The organism is Aquamicrobium terrae (genome assembly GCF_052978165.1).
The window spans coordinates 1872348-1889582 of record NZ_JBRKLZ010000001.1 but is presented as its reverse complement, the minus strand read 5'-3'; the positions used below and the strand labels follow the sequence as shown (position 1 = coordinate 1889582).

Annotated in this window: 15 protein-coding genes; 13 read left to right on the top strand and 2 right to left on the bottom strand. The window is 66.5% G+C overall.

The features are described from left to right. Positions 1-59 precede the first annotated feature (59 nt). From ACVCNR_RS09520 to mnhG, 6 genes are read left to right on the top strand one after another with little or no spacing between them, the layout of a single operon-like run. Positions 60-2975 carry a monovalent cation/H+ antiporter subunit A gene (locus tag ACVCNR_RS09520; protein WP_435521540.1) on the top strand — a complete coding sequence of 972 codons (2916 nt, stop codon included), beginning with the start codon at positions 60-62 and terminating at the stop codon, positions 2973-2975. Beyond that, positions 2972-3313 carry a Na+/H+ antiporter subunit C gene (locus ACVCNR_RS09515; RefSeq protein ID WP_354193368.1) on the top strand — a complete coding sequence of 114 codons (342 nt, stop codon included), beginning with the start codon at positions 2972-2974 and terminating at the stop codon, positions 3311-3313. Before ACVCNR_RS09520 ends, ACVCNR_RS09515 begins: the two co-directional genes overlap by 4 nt. Beyond that, complete coding sequence (locus tag ACVCNR_RS09510) at positions 3313-4935, top strand: monovalent cation/H+ antiporter subunit D (protein WP_354193370.1); 1623 nt, start codon at positions 3313-3315, stop codon at positions 4933-4935. The genes ACVCNR_RS09515 and ACVCNR_RS09510 overlap by 1 nt, the downstream gene beginning before the upstream one ends. Next, complete coding sequence (locus ACVCNR_RS09505) at positions 4932-5417, top strand: Na+/H+ antiporter subunit E (protein ID WP_447074561.1); 486 nt, start codon at positions 4932-4934, stop codon at positions 5415-5417. The genes ACVCNR_RS09510 and ACVCNR_RS09505 overlap by 4 nt, the downstream gene beginning before the upstream one ends. Beyond that, positions 5414-5695 (top strand): K+/H+ antiporter subunit F, encoded by a 282-nt coding sequence (locus tag ACVCNR_RS09500; RefSeq protein ID WP_447074560.1) that lies wholly within the window; start codon positions 5414-5416, stop codon positions 5693-5695. The genes ACVCNR_RS09505 and ACVCNR_RS09500 overlap by 4 nt, the downstream gene beginning before the upstream one ends. Next, positions 5692-6102: a monovalent cation/H(+) antiporter subunit G gene (mnhG, locus tag ACVCNR_RS09495; RefSeq protein ID WP_447074559.1), complete on the top strand. Its 411-nt coding sequence runs from the start codon at positions 5692-5694 to the stop codon at positions 6100-6102. The genes ACVCNR_RS09500 and mnhG overlap by 4 nt, the downstream gene beginning before the upstream one ends. A 34-nt stretch (positions 6103-6136) precedes the next feature. Here the strand turns inward: mnhG and ACVCNR_RS09490 are convergent, their stop codons facing one another. Further along, positions 6137-6916, bottom strand: coding sequence for a helix-turn-helix transcriptional regulator (locus ACVCNR_RS09490; protein ID WP_354193376.1), 780 nt, complete (start codon positions 6914-6916; stop codon positions 6137-6139). 115 nt (positions 6917-7031) lie between these two features. Between ACVCNR_RS09490 and ACVCNR_RS09485 the strand changes: the two genes are divergently transcribed. The 5 genes from ACVCNR_RS09485 (at position 7032) to ACVCNR_RS09465 (ending at position 13960) form a co-directional block, all read left to right on the top strand. Next, positions 7032-9176 (top strand): hydantoinase/oxoprolinase family protein, encoded by a 2145-nt coding sequence (locus ACVCNR_RS09485; protein WP_447074557.1) that lies wholly within the window; start codon positions 7032-7034, stop codon positions 9174-9176. A 278-nt stretch (positions 9177-9454) separates the two neighbouring features. Further along, on the top strand, positions 9455-11644 hold the full coding sequence (locus ACVCNR_RS09480) for a hydantoinase B/oxoprolinase family protein (RefSeq protein ID WP_447074556.1): 2190 nt from the start codon (positions 9455-9457) through the stop codon (positions 11642-11644). A gap of 6 nt (positions 11645-11650) precedes the next feature. Next, positions 11651-12154, top strand: coding sequence for an acetone carboxylase subunit gamma (locus tag ACVCNR_RS09475; RefSeq protein WP_447074554.1), 504 nt, complete (start codon positions 11651-11653; stop codon positions 12152-12154). After that, a complete protein-coding gene (locus ACVCNR_RS09470; RefSeq protein ID WP_447074553.1) occupies positions 12151-12978 on the top strand; it encodes an SDR family NAD(P)-dependent oxidoreductase in 828 nt (275 codons plus the stop codon). The genes ACVCNR_RS09475 and ACVCNR_RS09470 overlap by 4 nt, the downstream gene beginning before the upstream one ends. Before the next feature lie 43 nt (positions 12979-13021). Next, a complete protein-coding gene (locus tag ACVCNR_RS09465) occupies positions 13022-13960 on the top strand; it encodes a choline ABC transporter substrate-binding protein (protein ID WP_447074552.1) in 939 nt (312 codons plus the stop codon). A 46-nt stretch (positions 13961-14006) separates the two neighbouring features. On the opposite strand, the gene ACVCNR_RS09460 is transcribed toward ACVCNR_RS09465, so the two are convergent. Next, entirely contained in the window at positions 14007-14435 is a 429-nt protein-coding gene (locus ACVCNR_RS09460) for an Lrp/AsnC family transcriptional regulator (protein ID WP_447074550.1), read from the bottom strand. 119 nt (positions 14436-14554) lie between these two features. Here ACVCNR_RS09460 and ACVCNR_RS09455 point away from each other — a divergent pair, with 119 nt between their 5' ends. Then, entirely contained in the window at positions 14555-15682 is a 1128-nt protein-coding gene (locus ACVCNR_RS09455; RefSeq protein ID WP_447074549.1) for a saccharopine dehydrogenase family protein, read from the top strand. Positions 15683-16176: 494 nt separating this feature from the next. Next, positions 16177-17202 (top strand): ABC transporter substrate-binding protein, encoded by a 1026-nt coding sequence (locus tag ACVCNR_RS09450; protein WP_447074547.1) that lies wholly within the window; start codon positions 16177-16179, stop codon positions 17200-17202. The last annotated feature ends 33 nt before the right edge of the window (positions 17203-17235 follow it).

Below are 17235 nucleotides of genomic sequence, written 5' to 3'. Positions count from 1 at the left end.
TCAACCATAATGGATGAAATCAGGCAATATCGTCTCGCTTTCTTTCCAAGGATCTCCGCATGTTGGGCGGCGCGTCTCTTATCTGGATGATTGTGCTGCCCTTCGTGGCCAGCGCCGTCGCCGTGCTGCTGCCCGCCAATGCGCGCAACGCCGAGGCGTGGCTGTCGGGCGGCGTCATGCTCGTCCTGCTGATCCTGGTTCTGCTGGCCTATCCCGACATCGCCACCGGCAATGCGGTTCGGCAAACCATAGGCTGGGTGCCGGAACTGGGGCTCGACCTGGTCTTCCGCCTCGACGGCTTCGCCTGGATGTTCGCGCTGCTGATCTCCGGCATCGGCTTCCTGGTCGTGGTCTACACGCGCTACTACATGTCGCCGGAAGACCCGATCCCGCGCTTCTACATGTTCTTCCTGGCCTTCACCGGCTCGATGCTGGGCATCGTGCTGTCGGGCAACATCATCCAGCTCGTCATCTTCTGGGAACTGACCAGCGTCTTCTCCTTCCTGCTGATCGGCTACTGGTATCACACACCGGCCGCCCGCGACGGCGCGCGCATGGCGCTCACCGTCACCGGCATCGGCGGGCTGGCGCTGCTGGCCGGCATGCTGCTCATCGGCCATGTGGTGGGCAGCTACGATCTCGACGAGGTGCTGGCTTCCGGCGACCTGTTGCGCGAGCATGACCTCTACACGCCGATCCTGATCCTGGTCCTGCTCGGCGCCTTCACCAAGAGCGCCCAGTTCCCGTTCCAGTTCTGGCTGCCCAACGCCATGGCCGCGCCGACGCCGGTGTCGGCCTTCCTGCACTCGGCGACCATGGTCAAGGCCGGCGTGTTCCTGATGGCGCGGATGTGGCCGGTCCTGGCGGGCACCTATGAATGGTTCTTCATCGTCGGCCTCGCCGGCATGATCACGCTGGTGCTGGGCGCCTTCTTCTCCATCTTCCAGCAGGACATCAAGGGCCTGCTGGCCTATTCGACGATCAGCCATCTCGGCCTCATCACCATGCTGCTCAGCCTCGGCAGCCCGCTGGGCGCGGTGGCGGCCATCTTCCACATGATGAACCATGCCACCTTCAAGGCGTCGCTGTTCATGGCCGCCGGCATCATCGATCACGAAACCGGAACGCGCGACATGCGGCGCCTCGGCGGCCTGCTCAGCGCCATGCCGATCACGGCGACGCTGGCCATGGTGGCGAGCGCGGCCATGGCGGGCGTGCCGCTGCTCAACGGCTTCCTGTCCAAGGAGATGTTCTTCGCCGAGGCGATCGAGCACCACGCCGATTCCTGGCTCGACACCATCGCGCCCTACGCGGCCGTCATCGCCAGCGCCTTCGCGGTCACCTATTCGGTGCGCTTCATCTACGGCGTCTTCTTCGGCACCGCGCCCGAGCCGCTGCCGCACGAGCCGCACGAACCGCCCTTCTTCATGCGCCTGCCGGTGTTCCTGCTGGTGCTGATCTGCCTTGTCGTCGGCGTCGTTCCCGGCCGCACCGTCGGTCCCTATCTGCACAGCGCCGTGGTCTCGGTGCTGGGCGATGCCACCCCCTATTACAGCCTCGCCGTCTGGCACGGCTTCACCCTGCCGCTGATGATGAGCATCATGGCGCTTGTGGCCGGGACGCTGATGTTTCTGGTAATCCGCACCTATCTGGCGACCAGCGAGGAGGGACCTCCGTTCTTCCGGCGCATCAACGGCCAGCGCATTTTCGAGCAGGTCATGGTCACCGTCTCGTGGCGCTGGGCGCGCTTCCTCGAAGCCTGGCTCGCCACCAGAAGGTTGCAGCCGCAGCTTCGCGTGCTCGTCGCCATCGCCCTTGCCGCCGCCGTGCTGTCGCTGTGGCGCGGCCCGATGCTGCCGCAGGTGAAGCTGCCCGGCAGCAGCGACTTCGTGTTCACCATGCTGTGGGTGCTGGGCATGGCCTGTGCGGTGGGCGCCGCCTACCAGGCCAAGTTCCACCGCCTTGTCGCCCTGGCGCTGCTGAGCGGCGCGGGACTGGTCACCTGCATCACCTTCGTGTGGCTGTCGGCGCCCGACCTGGCGCTGACCCAGCTTCTGGTCGAGGTGGTCACCACGGTGCTGATCCTGCTCGGGCTGCGCTGGCTGCCGCAGCGCATCGAGGAGGTCGAGACGCCGGCGCAGGCCCTGTGGTCGAAGCTGCGCCGCTATCGCGACTTCCTCATGGCGATCGCCTGCGGGCTCGGCATGGCGCTGATCTCCTATGCGGTCATGGTCCGGCAGCCGCCGCAGACCATCGCCGACTATTTCATCGAGAACGCCTATTCGCTGGGCGGCGGCACCAACATCGTCAACGTCATCCTCGTCGATTTCCGCGGCTTCGACACCTTCGGCGAGATCACCGTTCTCGGCATCGTGGCGATCACCGTCTTCGTGCTGCTGCGCCGTTTCCGCCCGGCGCCCGACAGTGTCGGCTCGACCGAGCAGCAGCGCCACCAGTCCGCCGACGATCCGGCGGCCAAGCCGGGCGGCGGCACCATCGCCGGCGACTATCTCTACGTGCCGTCGGTGATCATGCAATGGCTGTTCCCGGTCATCATCGTGCTGTCGGCCTACCTGTTCCTGCGCGGCCATGACCTGCCGGGCGGCGGCTTCGTGGCCGGCATCGCGCTGGCCTCGGCCTTCATCCTGCAATATCTGGCTGCCGGCACGCGCTGGGTCGAGGAACGGCTGCGGGTGCTGCCGGTGAAGTGGATCGGCTGGGGCCTGCTGATCGCCGGCGCCACCGGCATGGGCTCGTGGGCGCTGGGCTATCCCTTCCTCACCTCCCACGCGCAATATGTCGAGCTGCCGGTGATCGGGAAGGTGCCGGCGGCAACCGCGCTGTTCTTCGACCTCGGCGTCTTTGCTCTGGTGGTCGGCGCCACCGTGCTGATGTTGATCGCCCTGGCGCACCAGTCGATCCGCAAGCTGCGCGTGGCCAAGACGGCCGTGCCTGCGGAGCAGGAGGCCCAATGACCGAACTGACCCTTTCGCTCGGCATCGGCGTGCTGGTGGGCTCCGGCGTGTGGCTGCTGCTGCGTCCGCGCACCTATCAGGTGATCGTCGGCCTGTCGCTGATCGCCTATGGCGTCAACCTGTTCATCTTCTCCATGGGGCGGCTGCGCAGCGGCGCGCCGCCGGTGCTGGACGGGTCCGGCATCGCCGATCCGGCCGCCTATACGGACCCGGTCCCGCAGGCGCTGGTGCTGACCGCCATCGTCATCGGCTTCGCCACCACGGCGCTGTTCCTGGTGGTGCTCCTGGTGGCGCGCGGCCTGACCGGCTCCGACCATGTCGACGGCAGGGAGCCGTGATGCAGCTCGCCAATCATCTCGACATCGCGCCGATCATCCTGCCGCTGCTCACCGGCGCCTTCCTGCTTTTGTTCGACGAGCGGCGCCACATCTTCAAGTCGCTGGTTAATGTCGCCGCGACGCTCGGCCTGCTCGGCATCGCCTGCCTGCTCGTGGCGCAGGCCGATGTCGAGGGCTCGGTGGCCAGCGTCTACCTGCTTGGCAACTGGGCGGCGCCGTTCGGCATCGTTCTCGTGGTCGACCGGCTGTCGGCGCTGATGCTGCTGCTCACGGCGCTGCTGGCGAATGCCGCGCTGGTGTTCTCGCTGGCGCGCTGGCACAAGGGCGGCCAGCATTTCCATTCGCTGTTCCAGTTCCTGCTGATGGGCCTGAGCGGCGCCTTCCTCACCGGCGACCTGTTCAACCTGTTCGTCTTCTTCGAGGTCCTGCTGGCCGCCTCCTACGGCCTGATGCTGCACGGCTCGGGCGTGACGCGGGTGCGCTTCGGCATGCACTATATCGCCGTCAACCTCGCCGCCTCGATGCTGTTCCTGATCGGCGTCAGCCTGATCTACGGAGTCGCCGGAACGCTCAACATGGCCGACCTCGCCGTGCGCATCCCGGCCGTGGCGCCGCAGGACCGCGCCCTGCTGGAGGCCGGCACCGCCATTCTCGGCATCGCCTTCCTGACCAAGGCGGGCATGTGGCCGCTGTGCTTCTGGCTGCCCGGTGCCTATTCGGCCGCCGCCGCGCCGGTGGCGGCGCTGTTCTCGATCATGACCAAGGTCGGCGTCTATGCGGTGCTGCGCCTGTCGCCGCTGCTGCTCGGCGCGCGGGCCGGCGAATCGGCCAGCTTCGGCGATGTCGGCCTGCTCACCGCCGGGCTGGTGACGATGGGCTTCGGCACCATCGGCGTGCTCGCCTCGCAGGCCATGGCGCGGCTGGCCTCCTACAGCGTGCTGGTTTCGTCGGGCACGCTGCTGGCGGCGGTCGGCATGGCCGATGCCGGGGTCACGGCGGGCGCCCTGTTCTACCTCGTCTCCTCGACGCTGACGATCGGCGCGCTGTTCCTGCTGGTCGAGCTGGTCGACCGCTCGCAGGACCCGGCCGCCAACGTTTTGGCCGTGACCATGGAAGCCTATGGCGACGATCCGGAGGAGGAAGAGGTCGTCGAGGAAGTGGGCGTGACGCTGCCGGCGACGCTGGCCATCCTCGGCATCTGCTTCGTGCTGTGCGGGCTGCTGCTGGCCGGCATGCCGCCGCTTTCCGGCTTCCTCGGCAAGTTCGCGCTCCTGTCGGCGGCGCTGTCGACCGGCGACGACGGCTCGATTTCCGGCATGGCCTGGGCCTTCCTCGCCGTCCTCATCATTTCCGGCCTGTTCGCCATGGTCGCCATGCTGCGCGTCGGCATCCGCACCTTCTGGGCGCCGCCGATCGAGGGCGTGGTGCCGCGCGTGCTGGTGGTGGAGTTCGCGCCCATCGCCCTGCTTCTGGCGCTGTGCGTGGTGATGACGGTGAAGGCGGGGCCGGTGATGGCCTATGTCGACGCGACCTCGCAGGCCCTGCATGCGCCGGACGCCTATATCGAGGGCGTGCTGTCGGCGCGCCAGGTGCCGTCGCCCAAGATGGAGGCCGGCCAATGACGCGCGTGCTTCCCTATCCGCTGCTGGCCGCCGCGCTGCTCCTGATGTGGCTGCTGCTCAACGGCTTCACCCCCGGCCATCTGCTGCTCGGCGCCGTCATCGCGCTGGTCGCGGCGTGGACCATGTCGGCCCTGCAGCCGTCGAAGCCGCGCGTCCGCCGCTGGAGCCGGATCGCCCGGCTGATGGGCATCGTCTTCGTCGACATTTTGCGCTCCAACATCGCCGTCGCCCGTATCGTGCTGGGCGGGCGCAACCTCGAGGTCACCTCCGGCTTCGTGGCCATTCCGTTGCAATTGCGCGACCCGACCGGCCTTGCCTTCCTCGCCTGCATCATCACCAGCACGCCGGGCACGGCCTGGGTGGAATACCGCTCGGCCGAGGACCTGCTGCTGATCCACGTGCTCGACGTGCTGAGCGAGGACTCGTGGAGCGAGCTGATCAAGGACCGCTATGAAGCCCTCTTGATGGAGATCTTCGAATGAGCGCCACCATTCTGGTCTGGGCCGTCACAATTTCGCAGCTCTTCCTGGCGCTGGCGGCGCTGTGCTGCGTGGTGCGGCTGTTCCGGGGGCCGCGGGCGCAGGACAGGGTGCTGGCCCTCGACGCGCTTTATGTGTGTGCCATGCTGATCCTGGTCACCTTCGGCATCCGCACCGGCTCGACGCTCTATTTCGAGGCGGCGCTGGTGATCGCGCTGCTCGGCTTCGTGTCGACCTCGGCGCTGGCCAAGTTCCTGATGCGCGGCGAGGTGATCGAATGAGCGCCGCCGCCGACCTGCCGCTGTGGGCGGCGCTGCTGGTCGCCCTGCTTTTGCTGCTGGGCTCGGGGCTAACGCTGCTCGGCGCCATCGGGCTGGTGCGCCTCGACAGTTTCTACAAGCGCGTCCATTCGCCGACGATGGGCACCACATGGGGCACGGGCGGCATCCTGCTCGCCTCGATGCTGTTCTTCACCATGACCGAGGGGCGGCCGGTGCTGCACGAACTGCTGATCGCGGTGTTCGTCACCGTGACCACGCCGGTGACGCTGATGCTGCTGGCGCGGGCCGCGCTCTACCGCGACCGCACCGAGCAGAGCCCGCATGTGCCGACCTTCACCGCCGTCAGCGAGCGTTCTTCCGAAGTGGTGGAGAACGGCAGGCCGGGCGAACCGGGAGAGCCGGGTTAAGGCCCGCCTCCAGGCCGTTCCCGGAACCGGCGCGTCACGCGGCCAGCGCGTGTTCGAAGAACTGGAGGAACAGCTCCCGCTCCGTGGTGATGTCGAGCTTGTCGTAGATGCGGCGGCGATGGTTCTTGGCCGTGCCCACGGTGATGCCGAGGCGCTGGGCGATGGTCGCGGTCGGATGGCCGGCCAGCACCAGCGACACCAGCTCGCGTTCGCGCGCGCTCAGTTCCGGCCACAGGCCGGCAGGCAGGCGCGGCTCGCGCCGCGGCGACGCGCCGGGCAGCACGGGCGCCTGGGTGCGGGAGAATTCCGCGTCGCGGGTGCGCAGGTCCTGCGCGTGGAGCGCGGCGAACACCGGCAGGCGCTCGTTGAGCACGGCGATCTCGCCGGAGCGGAACGGCCGGCTGGTGCGGTCGAGGAAGATGCCGAGGCACCAGTCGCCGCCGTCGGCCAGCAGGATGCCGACCTCGTCGCATATCTGCGACTTGGCCAGGAACTCGGCGATGTACTGGCCGCGCTTGGCCTCGTCCCCGGCCAGTGCCCGCAGCGGCACGATGCCGAGCCGACGCTCGCGCCGCCATGAGGCGTAGAACGGATCGTAGACGTAGTAGCTCTCCAGATAGCGCCGCACCATCTCGTCGGAAAAGCGCCGGTGCTTGACGAATTCCGGCATCTTCGTCGCCGAATAGCGGGTGACGGTGATCAGGTCGTGATCGATGTCGGCGCCGATCAGATCGATCAGGCGGTCGACATGCTCGTCACAGCCGTTGGCCGCGATGGCGCGCGCGAGTGTCTGCCACAATCTACCGTTCCCCATGTCGCATCCTCGGCGTTCCGTCCCGAGGCGTCATTGTGCCTTTAGGCATATGGCGCGCCGCCCGCCACTGCCGTTAGCCTCGGTCATCATCAAGCCAGCGACCTGGAAGGCGACCGTGACCGAACTCAGCACGACCCGGCCCATCGTCATCGGCATCGATGCCGGCGGCACCATGACCGACACCATTCTTGTGGATCAGGACGGCCACTTCAAGATCGGCAAGTCCGCCACCACGCCGGCCAACGAAGCCGAAGGCTTCCTGGCCTCGGCCGAGGACGCCGCCGACGCCTGGGGCATCTCGCTCGAAGCGCTGTTTTCCGGCGTCAACGTGGTGCTCTATTCGGGCACCGGCATGCTCAACACGCTGCTGTCGCGCACCGGCCGCCGGCTGGGCCTCATCACCACCAAGGGGCTGGAGGACATGGTGCTGATGGGCCGCGGACTGCAGACCTGGGCCGACTATTCCTATGCCGACCGCCTGCATGCGGTGACCCATCACCACCCCGACCCGCTGGTGCCGCGCCGCCGCACCCACGGCGTGACCGAGCGTGTCGACCAGTTCGGCGACGTCGTCCTGCCGCTCTACGAGCACGAGGTGCATGCGGCGGCGCGGAAGCTGATCGCGGACAAGGTCGACGCGATCTGCATCATGACCATCTTCGCCCACGTCAATCCGGTGCACGAGAAGCGCATCGCCGAGATCTGCCGCGAGGAGATCGACAAGGCCGGCGCCGACATCACCGTCTACACCTCGCACGAGGTGCGCCCGGTGATCCGCGAGCAGTCGCGGCTCAACTCGGTGCTGATCGAGGCCTATGCCACCTCGCGCGGCCGCAAGCAGCTCAAGGGCATCGAGGACATCTCCAAGAAATACGGCTTCCGCTACGGCGTGCAGACGCTTTTGTCCTTCGGCGGCCTGACCTCCATCAACCATCCGCGCCTGCACGAGACCATGATCTCGGGGCCGATCGGCGGCATCCTGGGCGCGGCCTATGTCGGCAAGCTGATCGGCAACGATTCGCTGATCTGCTCGGACATGGGCGGCACCTCCTTCGACATGGGCGTCATCACCCGCGGACAGACGCGCATCGAGAACGAGCCGCTGATGGACCGCTTCAAGCTCAACGTGCCGACGCTGCATCTCGACACGATCGGGGCGGGCGCGGGCATGATCCTGAAGGTCGATCCGCTGACGAAGAAGGTGTCGCTCGGGCCGGAAAGCGCCGGTTCCGATCCCGGCCCGATCTGCTTCGACAGGGGCGGCACCGAGCCGACCATCGCCGATTGCGATGCCATCCTCGGCCGGCTCAATCCGGACTATTTCCTCGGCGGCAAGGTCAAGCTGCAGGTCGAGAAGGCGCGCCAGGCGTTCAAGGCGAAATGCGCCGACATTCTGGGCGTCGGCGTCGAGGAGGCGGCCGAAGGCATGATCGAGATGCTGGAGACCGATGCCAACAACGCGCTGCGCCGGGTGATCTCCGGCCAGGGCATCCATCCCTCCGAATTCACGCTCCTCTCCTATGGCGGCTCCGGCCCGCTGCACCTGGCCGGCTGCGCGCGCGGCATCGCCTTCCGCGACATCATCACCTTCCAGTTCGCGGCGGCGTTCTCGGCCTTCGGCTGCACCACGGCCGATTTCATGCGCCGCCATTCGGTGTCGACCCAGCTCGACATCGGGGCGCGGGCCGGCGACGAGGAACTGAAGGATTTCGGCGCCCGCATCACCGCGGTGTGGGAAGACCTCACCCGCGCGGCGGTGGCCGAGATGGAGGCCGACGGCCACCCGCGCGACCGGATCAGGACGGTGCCGTTCCTGATGATGCGCTACACCGGCCAGCTCGAGGACGTCGAGGTTTCGGCGCCGCTTTCCGAGGTCCGCTCCGCCGACGACATGCGCGCCGTCATCGCCGCCTTCGAGAACGTCTACGCCAAGGTCAACCACCGGGTGTCGCGCTATGGCGAGGCGGGCTTCTCCATCACCGAGCTGGGGCTGGTGGCCACGGCCGAGAAGGTCAAGCCGGTGCTGATCAGGCGCCCGCTCGGCGCCTCCGATCCTTCCGCCGCCCACAAGGGCGTGCGCGAGGCCTATATCGGCGGGCGCTGGCACAAGGCCGATCTCTACGAGATGGACCTGCTCCAGCCCGGCCATGAGGTGAACGGCCCGGCCATCATCGAGCACCCGGCGACCACGCTGGTGGTGCATCCGCAGGACCGCGTCTTCGTCGATGAATGGACGCTGCTGCACTACGCGCATGGGTGAGGGTGAAATGATCTCCGCCTGGCTTCCTTTGTCGCCGCCGGTGCTGCCCCTCACTGCCCTGCCGGGCATCTCTCCCCGTAAACGGGGAGAGAGTGGCTGGCCGCAACGCAGGCACCAACTCTGCAACGTCGGCGACTGGCGAAGCCGAAGCGGCAGTCCTGCCTCTCCCCGTTTGCGGGGAGAGGATGCCGGCAGGCAGGTGAGGGGCGCAGCCGGCGCTCCCGATAACCAAACCGCCGTTGCCATCAATCTTTCCCATGCTTGAGAAGGCGAAACCCATGCTGAACCGACCGACCGCGCCGCTTCGTGAACGGCTGATCGATTCCGAACGGCTCATGGACGAGACCGGATGCTATGACGGCATCACCGAACTGACGCTGCGCAACCAGGATCCGCTCAAGTTCGAGACGCTGCACACCAAGCTGCGCGCCTATTGCGTCTCCGCCCGCGAGATGGCGCGGCGCATCTCCGCCTCGCCCGGCGTGCGCGAGGTGGGCGAGATGGTGGTGGCGATCTACACGCCCGAGGGCGATGCAATCGCGCTTTCCAACGGCATCATGGTGCATGTCCACACCATGAGCCGGTTCATCAAGTGGATGATCCGCAACGGCTACGAGGACAATCCCGGCATTCGCGACGGCGACATCTTCGCCAACAACGACGCCTTCATCGGCACCGTGCAGGTGCCGGACGTGATGGATGTAATGCCGATCTACCATTCCGGCAGGCTGGTCGGCTGGGCCGGCGCCGTCTGCCACGAGCTGGAAGCGGGCGGCATCACGCCGGGCGGCGACGTGGCGCTGGCGCAGGAGCGCTTCACCGAAGGCCTGTTCGTCTGCGCCGAGAAGGTCGGCGAGAACGACGAGCTGCGCCGCGACTACGTCATCCGCTGCGAGCGCAACCTGCGCATGCCGATCTACTGGGTGCTGGACGAGAAGGCCAAGGTGGCCTCGTGCATCGACATGCGCGAGAGCGTCAAGGCGCTGATCGACGAGATCGGCCTCGACTACTGGATGCAGGTGTCGAAGGAGTTCATCGAGGAGGGCCGCCGCGCCCAGCTCGCCCGCACCCGCCAGCTCACCGTGCCGGGCAAATATCGCGGCCACACCTTCTACGGCCATGTCACCAAGGGCAAGCCGGGCTACCAGCCGCTCGGCGATCCCGACTGGCTCTACAACATTCCCATCGAGATGGAGATTTCCACCGACGGCAAGATCACCATGGACTTCGAGGGCACCCAGCCCTGGGGCTACCATTCCATGAACTGCACCCCGGCCGGCATGGATGGCGGCATGTTCGTGACGCTGACCCAGCACATGAATTTCGAGGGGCTGGTCAATGACGGCGCCTGGATGGCGACCGAGCTGAAATTGCCCGAGGGCACCTGGACCAATCCCGACAACGAGATGGTGGCGACGGCGACGTCGTGGGCGCTGCTCTTGCCCGCCTACGGCGTGTTCCAGCGGCTCTTGTCGCGCTCCTTCGTCGCCCGCGGCTTCGTCGAGGAGGCTTTCGTCGGCCAGGTCAATTCGCCGATGATCGAGATGGGCGGCACCAGCCAGTACGGCACGCCCTTCGGCATGGCGCATTTCGAATGCGCGGCGGCGGGCTCCGGCGCGCTCGCCATCAAGGACGGGCTCGACACGGCCTATGTCGGCTGGAACCCCGAATCCGACATGGGCAACATCGAGATATGGGAGCAGAACATGCCGATGGTCTATATCGGCCGCTCCATCGTGCCCAATTCCGGCGGTGCCGGCAAATATCGCGGCGGCTGCTCCTTCCTCTCGACCTGGCTGGTCAACAAGACCGATCATCTCAGGCTCGTCACCTCCGAGCACTCCAGCCGCGTGTTCGACAATGGCGGCATGTGCGGCGGCTATCCGGCGCCGACCTGCCAGAAGCACCGGGCGGTGCGCGACACCAACATCTTCGAGCTGGCCGGGAAGGGCGCGCCGCTAGCCCATCATACCGGCACCAATCCGCATCGCTCGGAACTGGAACTGCGGCTGGAAGGCGAGCATGTGACGGTGGAGGGACCTTACATCACCGCCCCCCACAAGGCCGGCGACGTCTTCACCCATTCCTACAATGGCGGCGGCGGCTATGGCGACGTGCTGGAGCGCGATCCGCTCAAGACGGCCTGGGACGTCGAGAACGGCTTCCTCACCAGGGAGGCGGCGGAAGGCGTGTTCGGCATCGTGCTGGACGAGGACGAGGAAGGCTTGCCGGTCGCCAATCTGGAGGCCACCAAGCGGCACCGGGCCGAGATGCGGGCGCGGCGGCTGGCGCGGGCGAAGCCGGTGCCGGAGTGGATCGCGGCCGAGCGCGAGCGCGTCAAGGCGGCCGATTTCGCGCCCGAGGTGAAGAAGATGTATGCCAGCGCGATCCGGCTGTCGCCGCGCTTTGCCCGGGATTTTTCCGATTTCTGGAACGTCGACGCCAGGTCGACCTTCGGCGTGGAGTGAGAGAACATGACCGCATACAGCAAGGAAGTCATCGCCGACCTCGTTTCCGGCCAGCTCCCCTGGCCGCAGACGCGGCGCATCATGAGCGCCTACAAGGACGATGACCGCTTCTTCAAATATATCGCGGTGCTGCAGGACCGCGTCGCCTGGAAGGACCCGATCCTGTTGCCGGTGTCCGACCATCTGTTCATCTGCCAGAGCGGCGACGAGCGGGTGACGAAATGCGAATGCGGCCATTCCTTCGGCGACTATCGCCGGAACTGGAAGCTCAATGCCCATATCCTGGTGCGCGACAGCGAGGAGGCGCTGCGCGAAATCTATCCGAACAGCGACATCCCCGACCCCGAGTGGATGGAGATCCGCGAGTTCATCTGCCCCGAATGCGGCACGCTGCACGAGGTCGAGGCCGCCGCGCCCGGCTATCCGGTCGTGCATGATTTCGAGCCGGACCTTGAAGGCTTCTATCGCGACTGGCTGGGCAAGCCGCTGGCGGAGGAGAAGGGCAGGTGACTTTCCTTTCAGGGCGCGCCGCCGTCGTCACCGGCGGATTGACCGGGCAGGGGCTGGCGATTGCGCATGAGCTGGCCAGGGCCGGCGCCAATGTCGCCGTCGGCTCCTATGTCAGCGAGGCGGCGGGCCGGCAGGGCGACGCCGCCGCCTATCCCGACCCGGACGAGATCGTCGCCGTGCGCGGCGCGCTGGAGGCGCATGGCGCGAAGGTCTTCGCCGGCCATCTCGACGTGCGCGACACCGGCGCGATCCGGGGCTTCCTGGGCGCTGCCGAGGTCATCTGTGGCCCCGCCGACATCCTCGTCAACGCCGCCGGCACCACGGCCGAGCAGCCGGTCTGCGGCCATTCCGACGAGCTGTGGCTGAAGATCCTCGACACCAACCTTAACGGCGCGTTCCGCACCACGCGCGAGGTGCTGCCGGGCATGATCGAGCGCAAATGGGGGCGCATCGTCAATATCGGCTCGACGGCGGCGAGCGTCGGCTGGAAGGACAACCCGGCCTATTGCGCCTCCAAGGCCGGCCTGCTCGGGCTGACGCGCTGCGTGGCGCTGGAAGGTGCGCCGCACGGGGTCACCTGCGTCATGGTCAGCCCGACCTGGGTCGAGACCGAGCTGATGCGGCGCAATGTCGAGCAGGTGGTGGCGCGCGAGGGCAGGGGCCGCAGCCCTGCCGAGGCCATGGCCGACATCGCCGCGCAGAACCCGCAGCAACGCATCATACAACCGGGGGAGGTCGCCGGGACGGTGGCCTTCCTGTGCAGCGAGGCGGCCAGGGGGATCACGGCGGAGAACATCCAGATAACCGGCGGGGCGCACTGGTAGCGCCCCGTTTGCGTTCAAAAAGAGGGAACAGGGAGTGCGCAAGATGAAGAGGAGCATTTGCATCGCGATCGCCGTCATGGCGCTCGGCCTCGGCGCCGCGCAGGCGGGCGAGCCCGAAAGCTGCCGCACGGTGAGGTTCTCCGATGTCGGCTGGACCGATATCGCCTCAACGACCGCGGCCGCATCCGTCATCCTGGAGGCGCTGGGCTACAGTCCGCAGGTGCAGATACTGTCCATACCCGTCACCTATGCGTCGATGAAGAACAGGGACGTCGACGTCTATCTGGGCGACTGGCAGCCGAGCATGGAGGCCGACCGGAAGCCCTATCTCGACGACGGGTCGATCGAGGTCGTGGGAACCAATCTCACCGGTGCCAAATACACCTTCGCCGTGCCCGACTACGTGGCCGCGGCGGGCGTCCGGGACTTTGCCGACCTGCAGAAATTCGCCGACCGCTTCGGCCGGCAGATCTACGGCATCGAGCCCGGCAACAACGGCAACCGCATGATCCAGGACATGATCGACAAGGGCGACTTCGGCCTCAAGGGATGGAACCTCGTCGAATCGTCGGAGCAGGGCATGCTGGCCGAGGTGGACAAGGCCATCCGTGCAGAAAGGTGGGTCGTCTTCCTCGGCTGGGCGCCGCATCCCATGAACACGCGTTTCCGGATCGAGTATCTGGCCGGCGGCGACGACTATTTCGGCCCGAACTATGGCGGCGCGGAGGTGCTTACCAACATCCGCGCCGGCTATGGCGAGGAATGCCCGAACGTGGCGCGGTTCGCCGGCAATCTCCGCTTTACGCTGGATATGGAGAACGAGATGATGGGCGCCATACTGGACGAGGGACAGGAGCCGAAGGCGGCGGCGCGCGCCTGGCTCAAGGCCCATCCGGATGTCGTCGATCCGTGGCTGGAAGGCGTCGCAACCTTCGACGGCGGCGACGCCCGGGCGGCGGTGGCGGAAAAGGTGCTGAAGTAGCCGGGGCGGTGCCGGCCGATGCCCCTCGGCCGGGCTCCCGGCAGCCTCAGCGGTCGATGCGGGTCGACAGGATGATGGAGGACAGCGTCCGTTCGACCCCCTCCATCGCCCCGATCTCGTCCAGCAGCGCGTCGAGATCGCTGATCGACGGCGATTCGACCACCACGATCATGTCGAAGCTGCCGCTGACCGAGTGGAGGGCGCGCACGGCCGGCTGCGCCCTGAGGTCGCGCACCACCTTGTCGGACTGCTTCGGCGTCACCGTCAAAAGCACATGGGCGCGCACCAGCCCCTTCTCGTGGTCTGGCGACAGCCTTACCCCGTAGCCGGTGATGACGCCGCGCGCCTCCAGCCGCTCGATGCGGCTTTGCACCGTGGAACGCGACACGCCCAGCCGCCGCGCCAGCTCGGCGGTGGAGGCGCGGGCGTTCTCCCGCAGCAGGGCGATCAGTTCCTGATCGGGGCGTTTCGTCATATCGTCGAATCCATGCGTTGAACTGTTCATCATATAGCATCGATTCGCCTGAACGCATCCTTTCTTTCGACGTGGATGGTGCGATGATTTCACCAGTTCACGCAACAGAGGGTGCCGTCATGAAGGAAATCGTCGTTATCGGTGCGGGCAAGATCGGCTCCACCATTGCGGGCATGCTGGCGAGGACCGGCGATTACCGCGTCACCGTCGTCGACCGTTCGGCCGGGCAGCTCGAGGCGCTGGATGGCATGGCGGGCGTGTCGGGCCTGGAACTGGACATCGCCGCCGCGGGCGAGCTGGAAAAGGCGCTGGCCGGCAAGTTCGCGGTGCTGAGCGCAGCCCCCTTCAACCTCACCACCCGCATCGCCGAGGCGGCCGCTGCGGCCGGCGTCCATTATCTCGACCTCACCGAGGACGTCGCTTCGACCCGCCGCGTCAAGGAGCTGGCGAAGACGGCAAGGACCGCCTTCATCCCCCAGTGCGGGCTGGCGCCGGGCTTCATCTCCATCGTCGCTGCCGACCTTGCCGGCCGCTTCGACACGCTGGAGAGCGTGCGCATGCGCGTCGGCGCGCTGCCGCAATATCCCTCCAACGCGCTCAACTACAACCTGACCTGGAGCACCGACGGCGTCATCAACGAATATTGCGAGCCCTGCGAGGCGATCGTCGAGGGCGCGCTGGTCGAGGTGCCGCCGCTGGAGGAGCGCGAGGAGTTCTCGCTCGACGGCGTGACCTACGAGGCCTTCAACACCTCGGGCGGGCTCGGCACGCTTGCCGAGACGCTGAAGGGCAGGGTGCGCACGCTGAACTACCGCACCATCCGCTATCCCGGTCATGCGGCGATCATGAAGGCGCTGCTCAACGATCTCGGCCTGCGCCATCGCCGCGACGTGCTCAAGGACATCTTCGAAAGCGCGCTGCCGGCCACCATGCAGGACGTGGTCATCATCTTCGTCACCGTGTCGGGCCGCAAGGGCGGCCGCCTGTTGCAGGAGACCTATGCCAACAAGGTCTACAGCCGCCGCGTCGGCGACACGGTGCTGAGCGCCATCCAGCTCACCACGGCATCCGGCATCTGCGCCGTGCTCGACATGCTGGCCAGGGGCGACCTGCCGCAGCAGGGCTTCATCCGCCAGGAGGACATCGCCCTCGACACCTTCCTCGCCAACCGCTTCGGCCATGCCTATGCGCAGGCGGAAAGCCTCGGAAGCCATGGCGTGCAGCCCTGGAGCGAAAAGGCCGCGTGAGACCTTGCATCCCGTGCCGAATCGGACGGCGCGGGATGAACATTTGTCTGCGGCCATGTTGCATTGCACAAATCGCAACGCAGCCATGCAAAATTGGACCTTTTATCAAATCGGTTCAGGGAGTAGGTTCTGATCATCGAATTCCGCCGGGTTTTCCTCCTCCCAGACCCTGCGGATACGGGCCAGCCATTACCTCCTCCCGATAGCTGGCCTACCCATACGACACCCGCCGGACCTCCTCCCCCGGCGGGTGTTGTTTTTTCCGGCTCCCTCCTTTCACTCCTGACGGCTGTTTTCGCTGCGCAAGCACAGGCGGCGTCGCCGTGCCGTTCAAACGGCGGCCGGGCAGCTTGTTCGAAGCCGGTTCGTCCATGGCCGCCTGTCACAGGTCCGGTCCGCCTTCTCATCGCTTTCCAATCTTCCGACTCCCATTGAAATCGATTTCATTTGCCTCTAAGCTCCATTTCGAAATTGAGCTCCAGGGAGGAATTCAAATGAAGAAGTCGCATATTCTCTCCGCCGTCGCGGGTATCGCGCTGGCCTTTTCCGCCGCATCCGCCTTCGCGCAGGACTTCAAGATCGGCCTTTCCAACGGCTGGGTCGGCTCCGAGTGGCGCACGCAGATGATCGACGAGGCCAAGGCCGCCGCCGAGGCGTGGAAGGAAAAGGGCGTCAACGTCACCGTCGAGGTGCAGAGCGCCAATGTCGACGTGCCCGGCCAGATCGCCCATGTGCGCAATTTCATCAGCGCCGGCGTCGATGCCATCATCATCAACCCGAACAGCCCGACCGCCTTCGATCCTGTGTTCGCGCAGGCCAAGGAGGCCGGCATCCTCGTCATCGCCACCGATGCGGAGGTGTCATCGCCTGATGCGCTCTATGTCGGCATCGACCAGAAGGCGTGGGGCGCCGCGGGTGCCGAGTGGCTGGCCAAGACGCTGGACGGCAAGGGCAACGTGGTCGCCATCAACGGCGTCGCCGGCCATCCGGCCAACGAGATGCGCGTCGCCGGCTACAAGGAAGTGTTCGCCAAGCATCCCGACATCAAGGTCGTCAACGAGGTGAACGCCAACTGGGATCAGGCGCAGGGCCAGCAGGCCATGCAGAACCTGCTCGCCACCTATCCCGACATCAACGGCGTGTGGGTGCAGGACGGCATGGCCGCCGGCGCCTGGAAGTCGATCATGGATGCCGGCAAGACCGATTCCATCGCCGCGACCGGTGAGATCCGCAAGGACTTCATCGACCTGTGGACCAAGGACAAGCTGAATTCCGGAGCGTCCGTGAACCCGCCCGGCGTCATGGCCTCGGCCCTCAACGTGGCGGTGCTGATGTTGCAGGGCAAGGAGCTGAAGGAGCCGGCGGAAGCGGGCCAGTACAAGAACGCCATGTATCTGCCGATCCCGTTCATCGACAGTTCCAACCTCGAGGAAGCGGCCAAGCAGCTCGAAGGCAAGCCGGGCTATTATTCCTACACCAGCGCGCTGTCGATCGAGGACGCCGAGGCGCTGTTCAAATAGGCGATTCAGCAAAAGCGGCATGCGGGTTTCCCT

Coding starts and splice junctions, on each gene's coding strand:
- ACVCNR_RS09500 (WP_447074560.1), top strand. CDS start 5,414: ATGAGCGCCACCATTCTGGTCTGGGCCGTCACAATTTCGCAGCTCTTC.
- ACVCNR_RS09480 (WP_447074556.1), top strand. CDS start 9,455: ATGCTGAACCGACCGACCGCGCCGCTTCGTGAACGGCTGATCGATTCC.
- ACVCNR_RS09460 (WP_447074550.1), bottom strand. CDS start 14,435: ATGACGAAACGCCCCGATCAGGAACTGATCGCCCTGCTGCGGGAGAAC.
- ACVCNR_RS09515 (WP_354193368.1), top strand. CDS start 2,972: ATGACCGAACTGACCCTTTCGCTCGGCATCGGCGTGCTGGTGGGCTCC.
- ACVCNR_RS09475 (WP_447074554.1), top strand. CDS start 11,651: ATGACCGCATACAGCAAGGAAGTCATCGCCGACCTCGTTTCCGGCCAG.
- ACVCNR_RS09520 (WP_435521540.1), top strand. CDS start 60: ATGTTGGGCGGCGCGTCTCTTATCTGGATGATTGTGCTGCCCTTCGTG.
- ACVCNR_RS09510 (WP_354193370.1), top strand. CDS start 3,313: ATGCAGCTCGCCAATCATCTCGACATCGCGCCGATCATCCTGCCGCTG.
- ACVCNR_RS09465 (WP_447074552.1), top strand. CDS start 13,022: ATGAAGAGGAGCATTTGCATCGCGATCGCCGTCATGGCGCTCGGCCTC.
- ACVCNR_RS09450 (WP_447074547.1), top strand. CDS start 16,177: ATGAAGAAGTCGCATATTCTCTCCGCCGTCGCGGGTATCGCGCTGGCC.
- ACVCNR_RS09490 (WP_354193376.1), bottom strand. CDS start 6,916: ATGGGGAACGGTAGATTGTGGCAGACACTCGCGCGCGCCATCGCGGCC.
- mnhG (WP_447074559.1), top strand. CDS start 5,692: ATGAGCGCCGCCGCCGACCTGCCGCTGTGGGCGGCGCTGCTGGTCGCC.
- ACVCNR_RS09505 (WP_447074561.1), top strand. CDS start 4,932: ATGACGCGCGTGCTTCCCTATCCGCTGCTGGCCGCCGCGCTGCTCCTG.
- ACVCNR_RS09455 (WP_447074549.1), top strand. CDS start 14,555: ATGAAGGAAATCGTCGTTATCGGTGCGGGCAAGATCGGCTCCACCATT.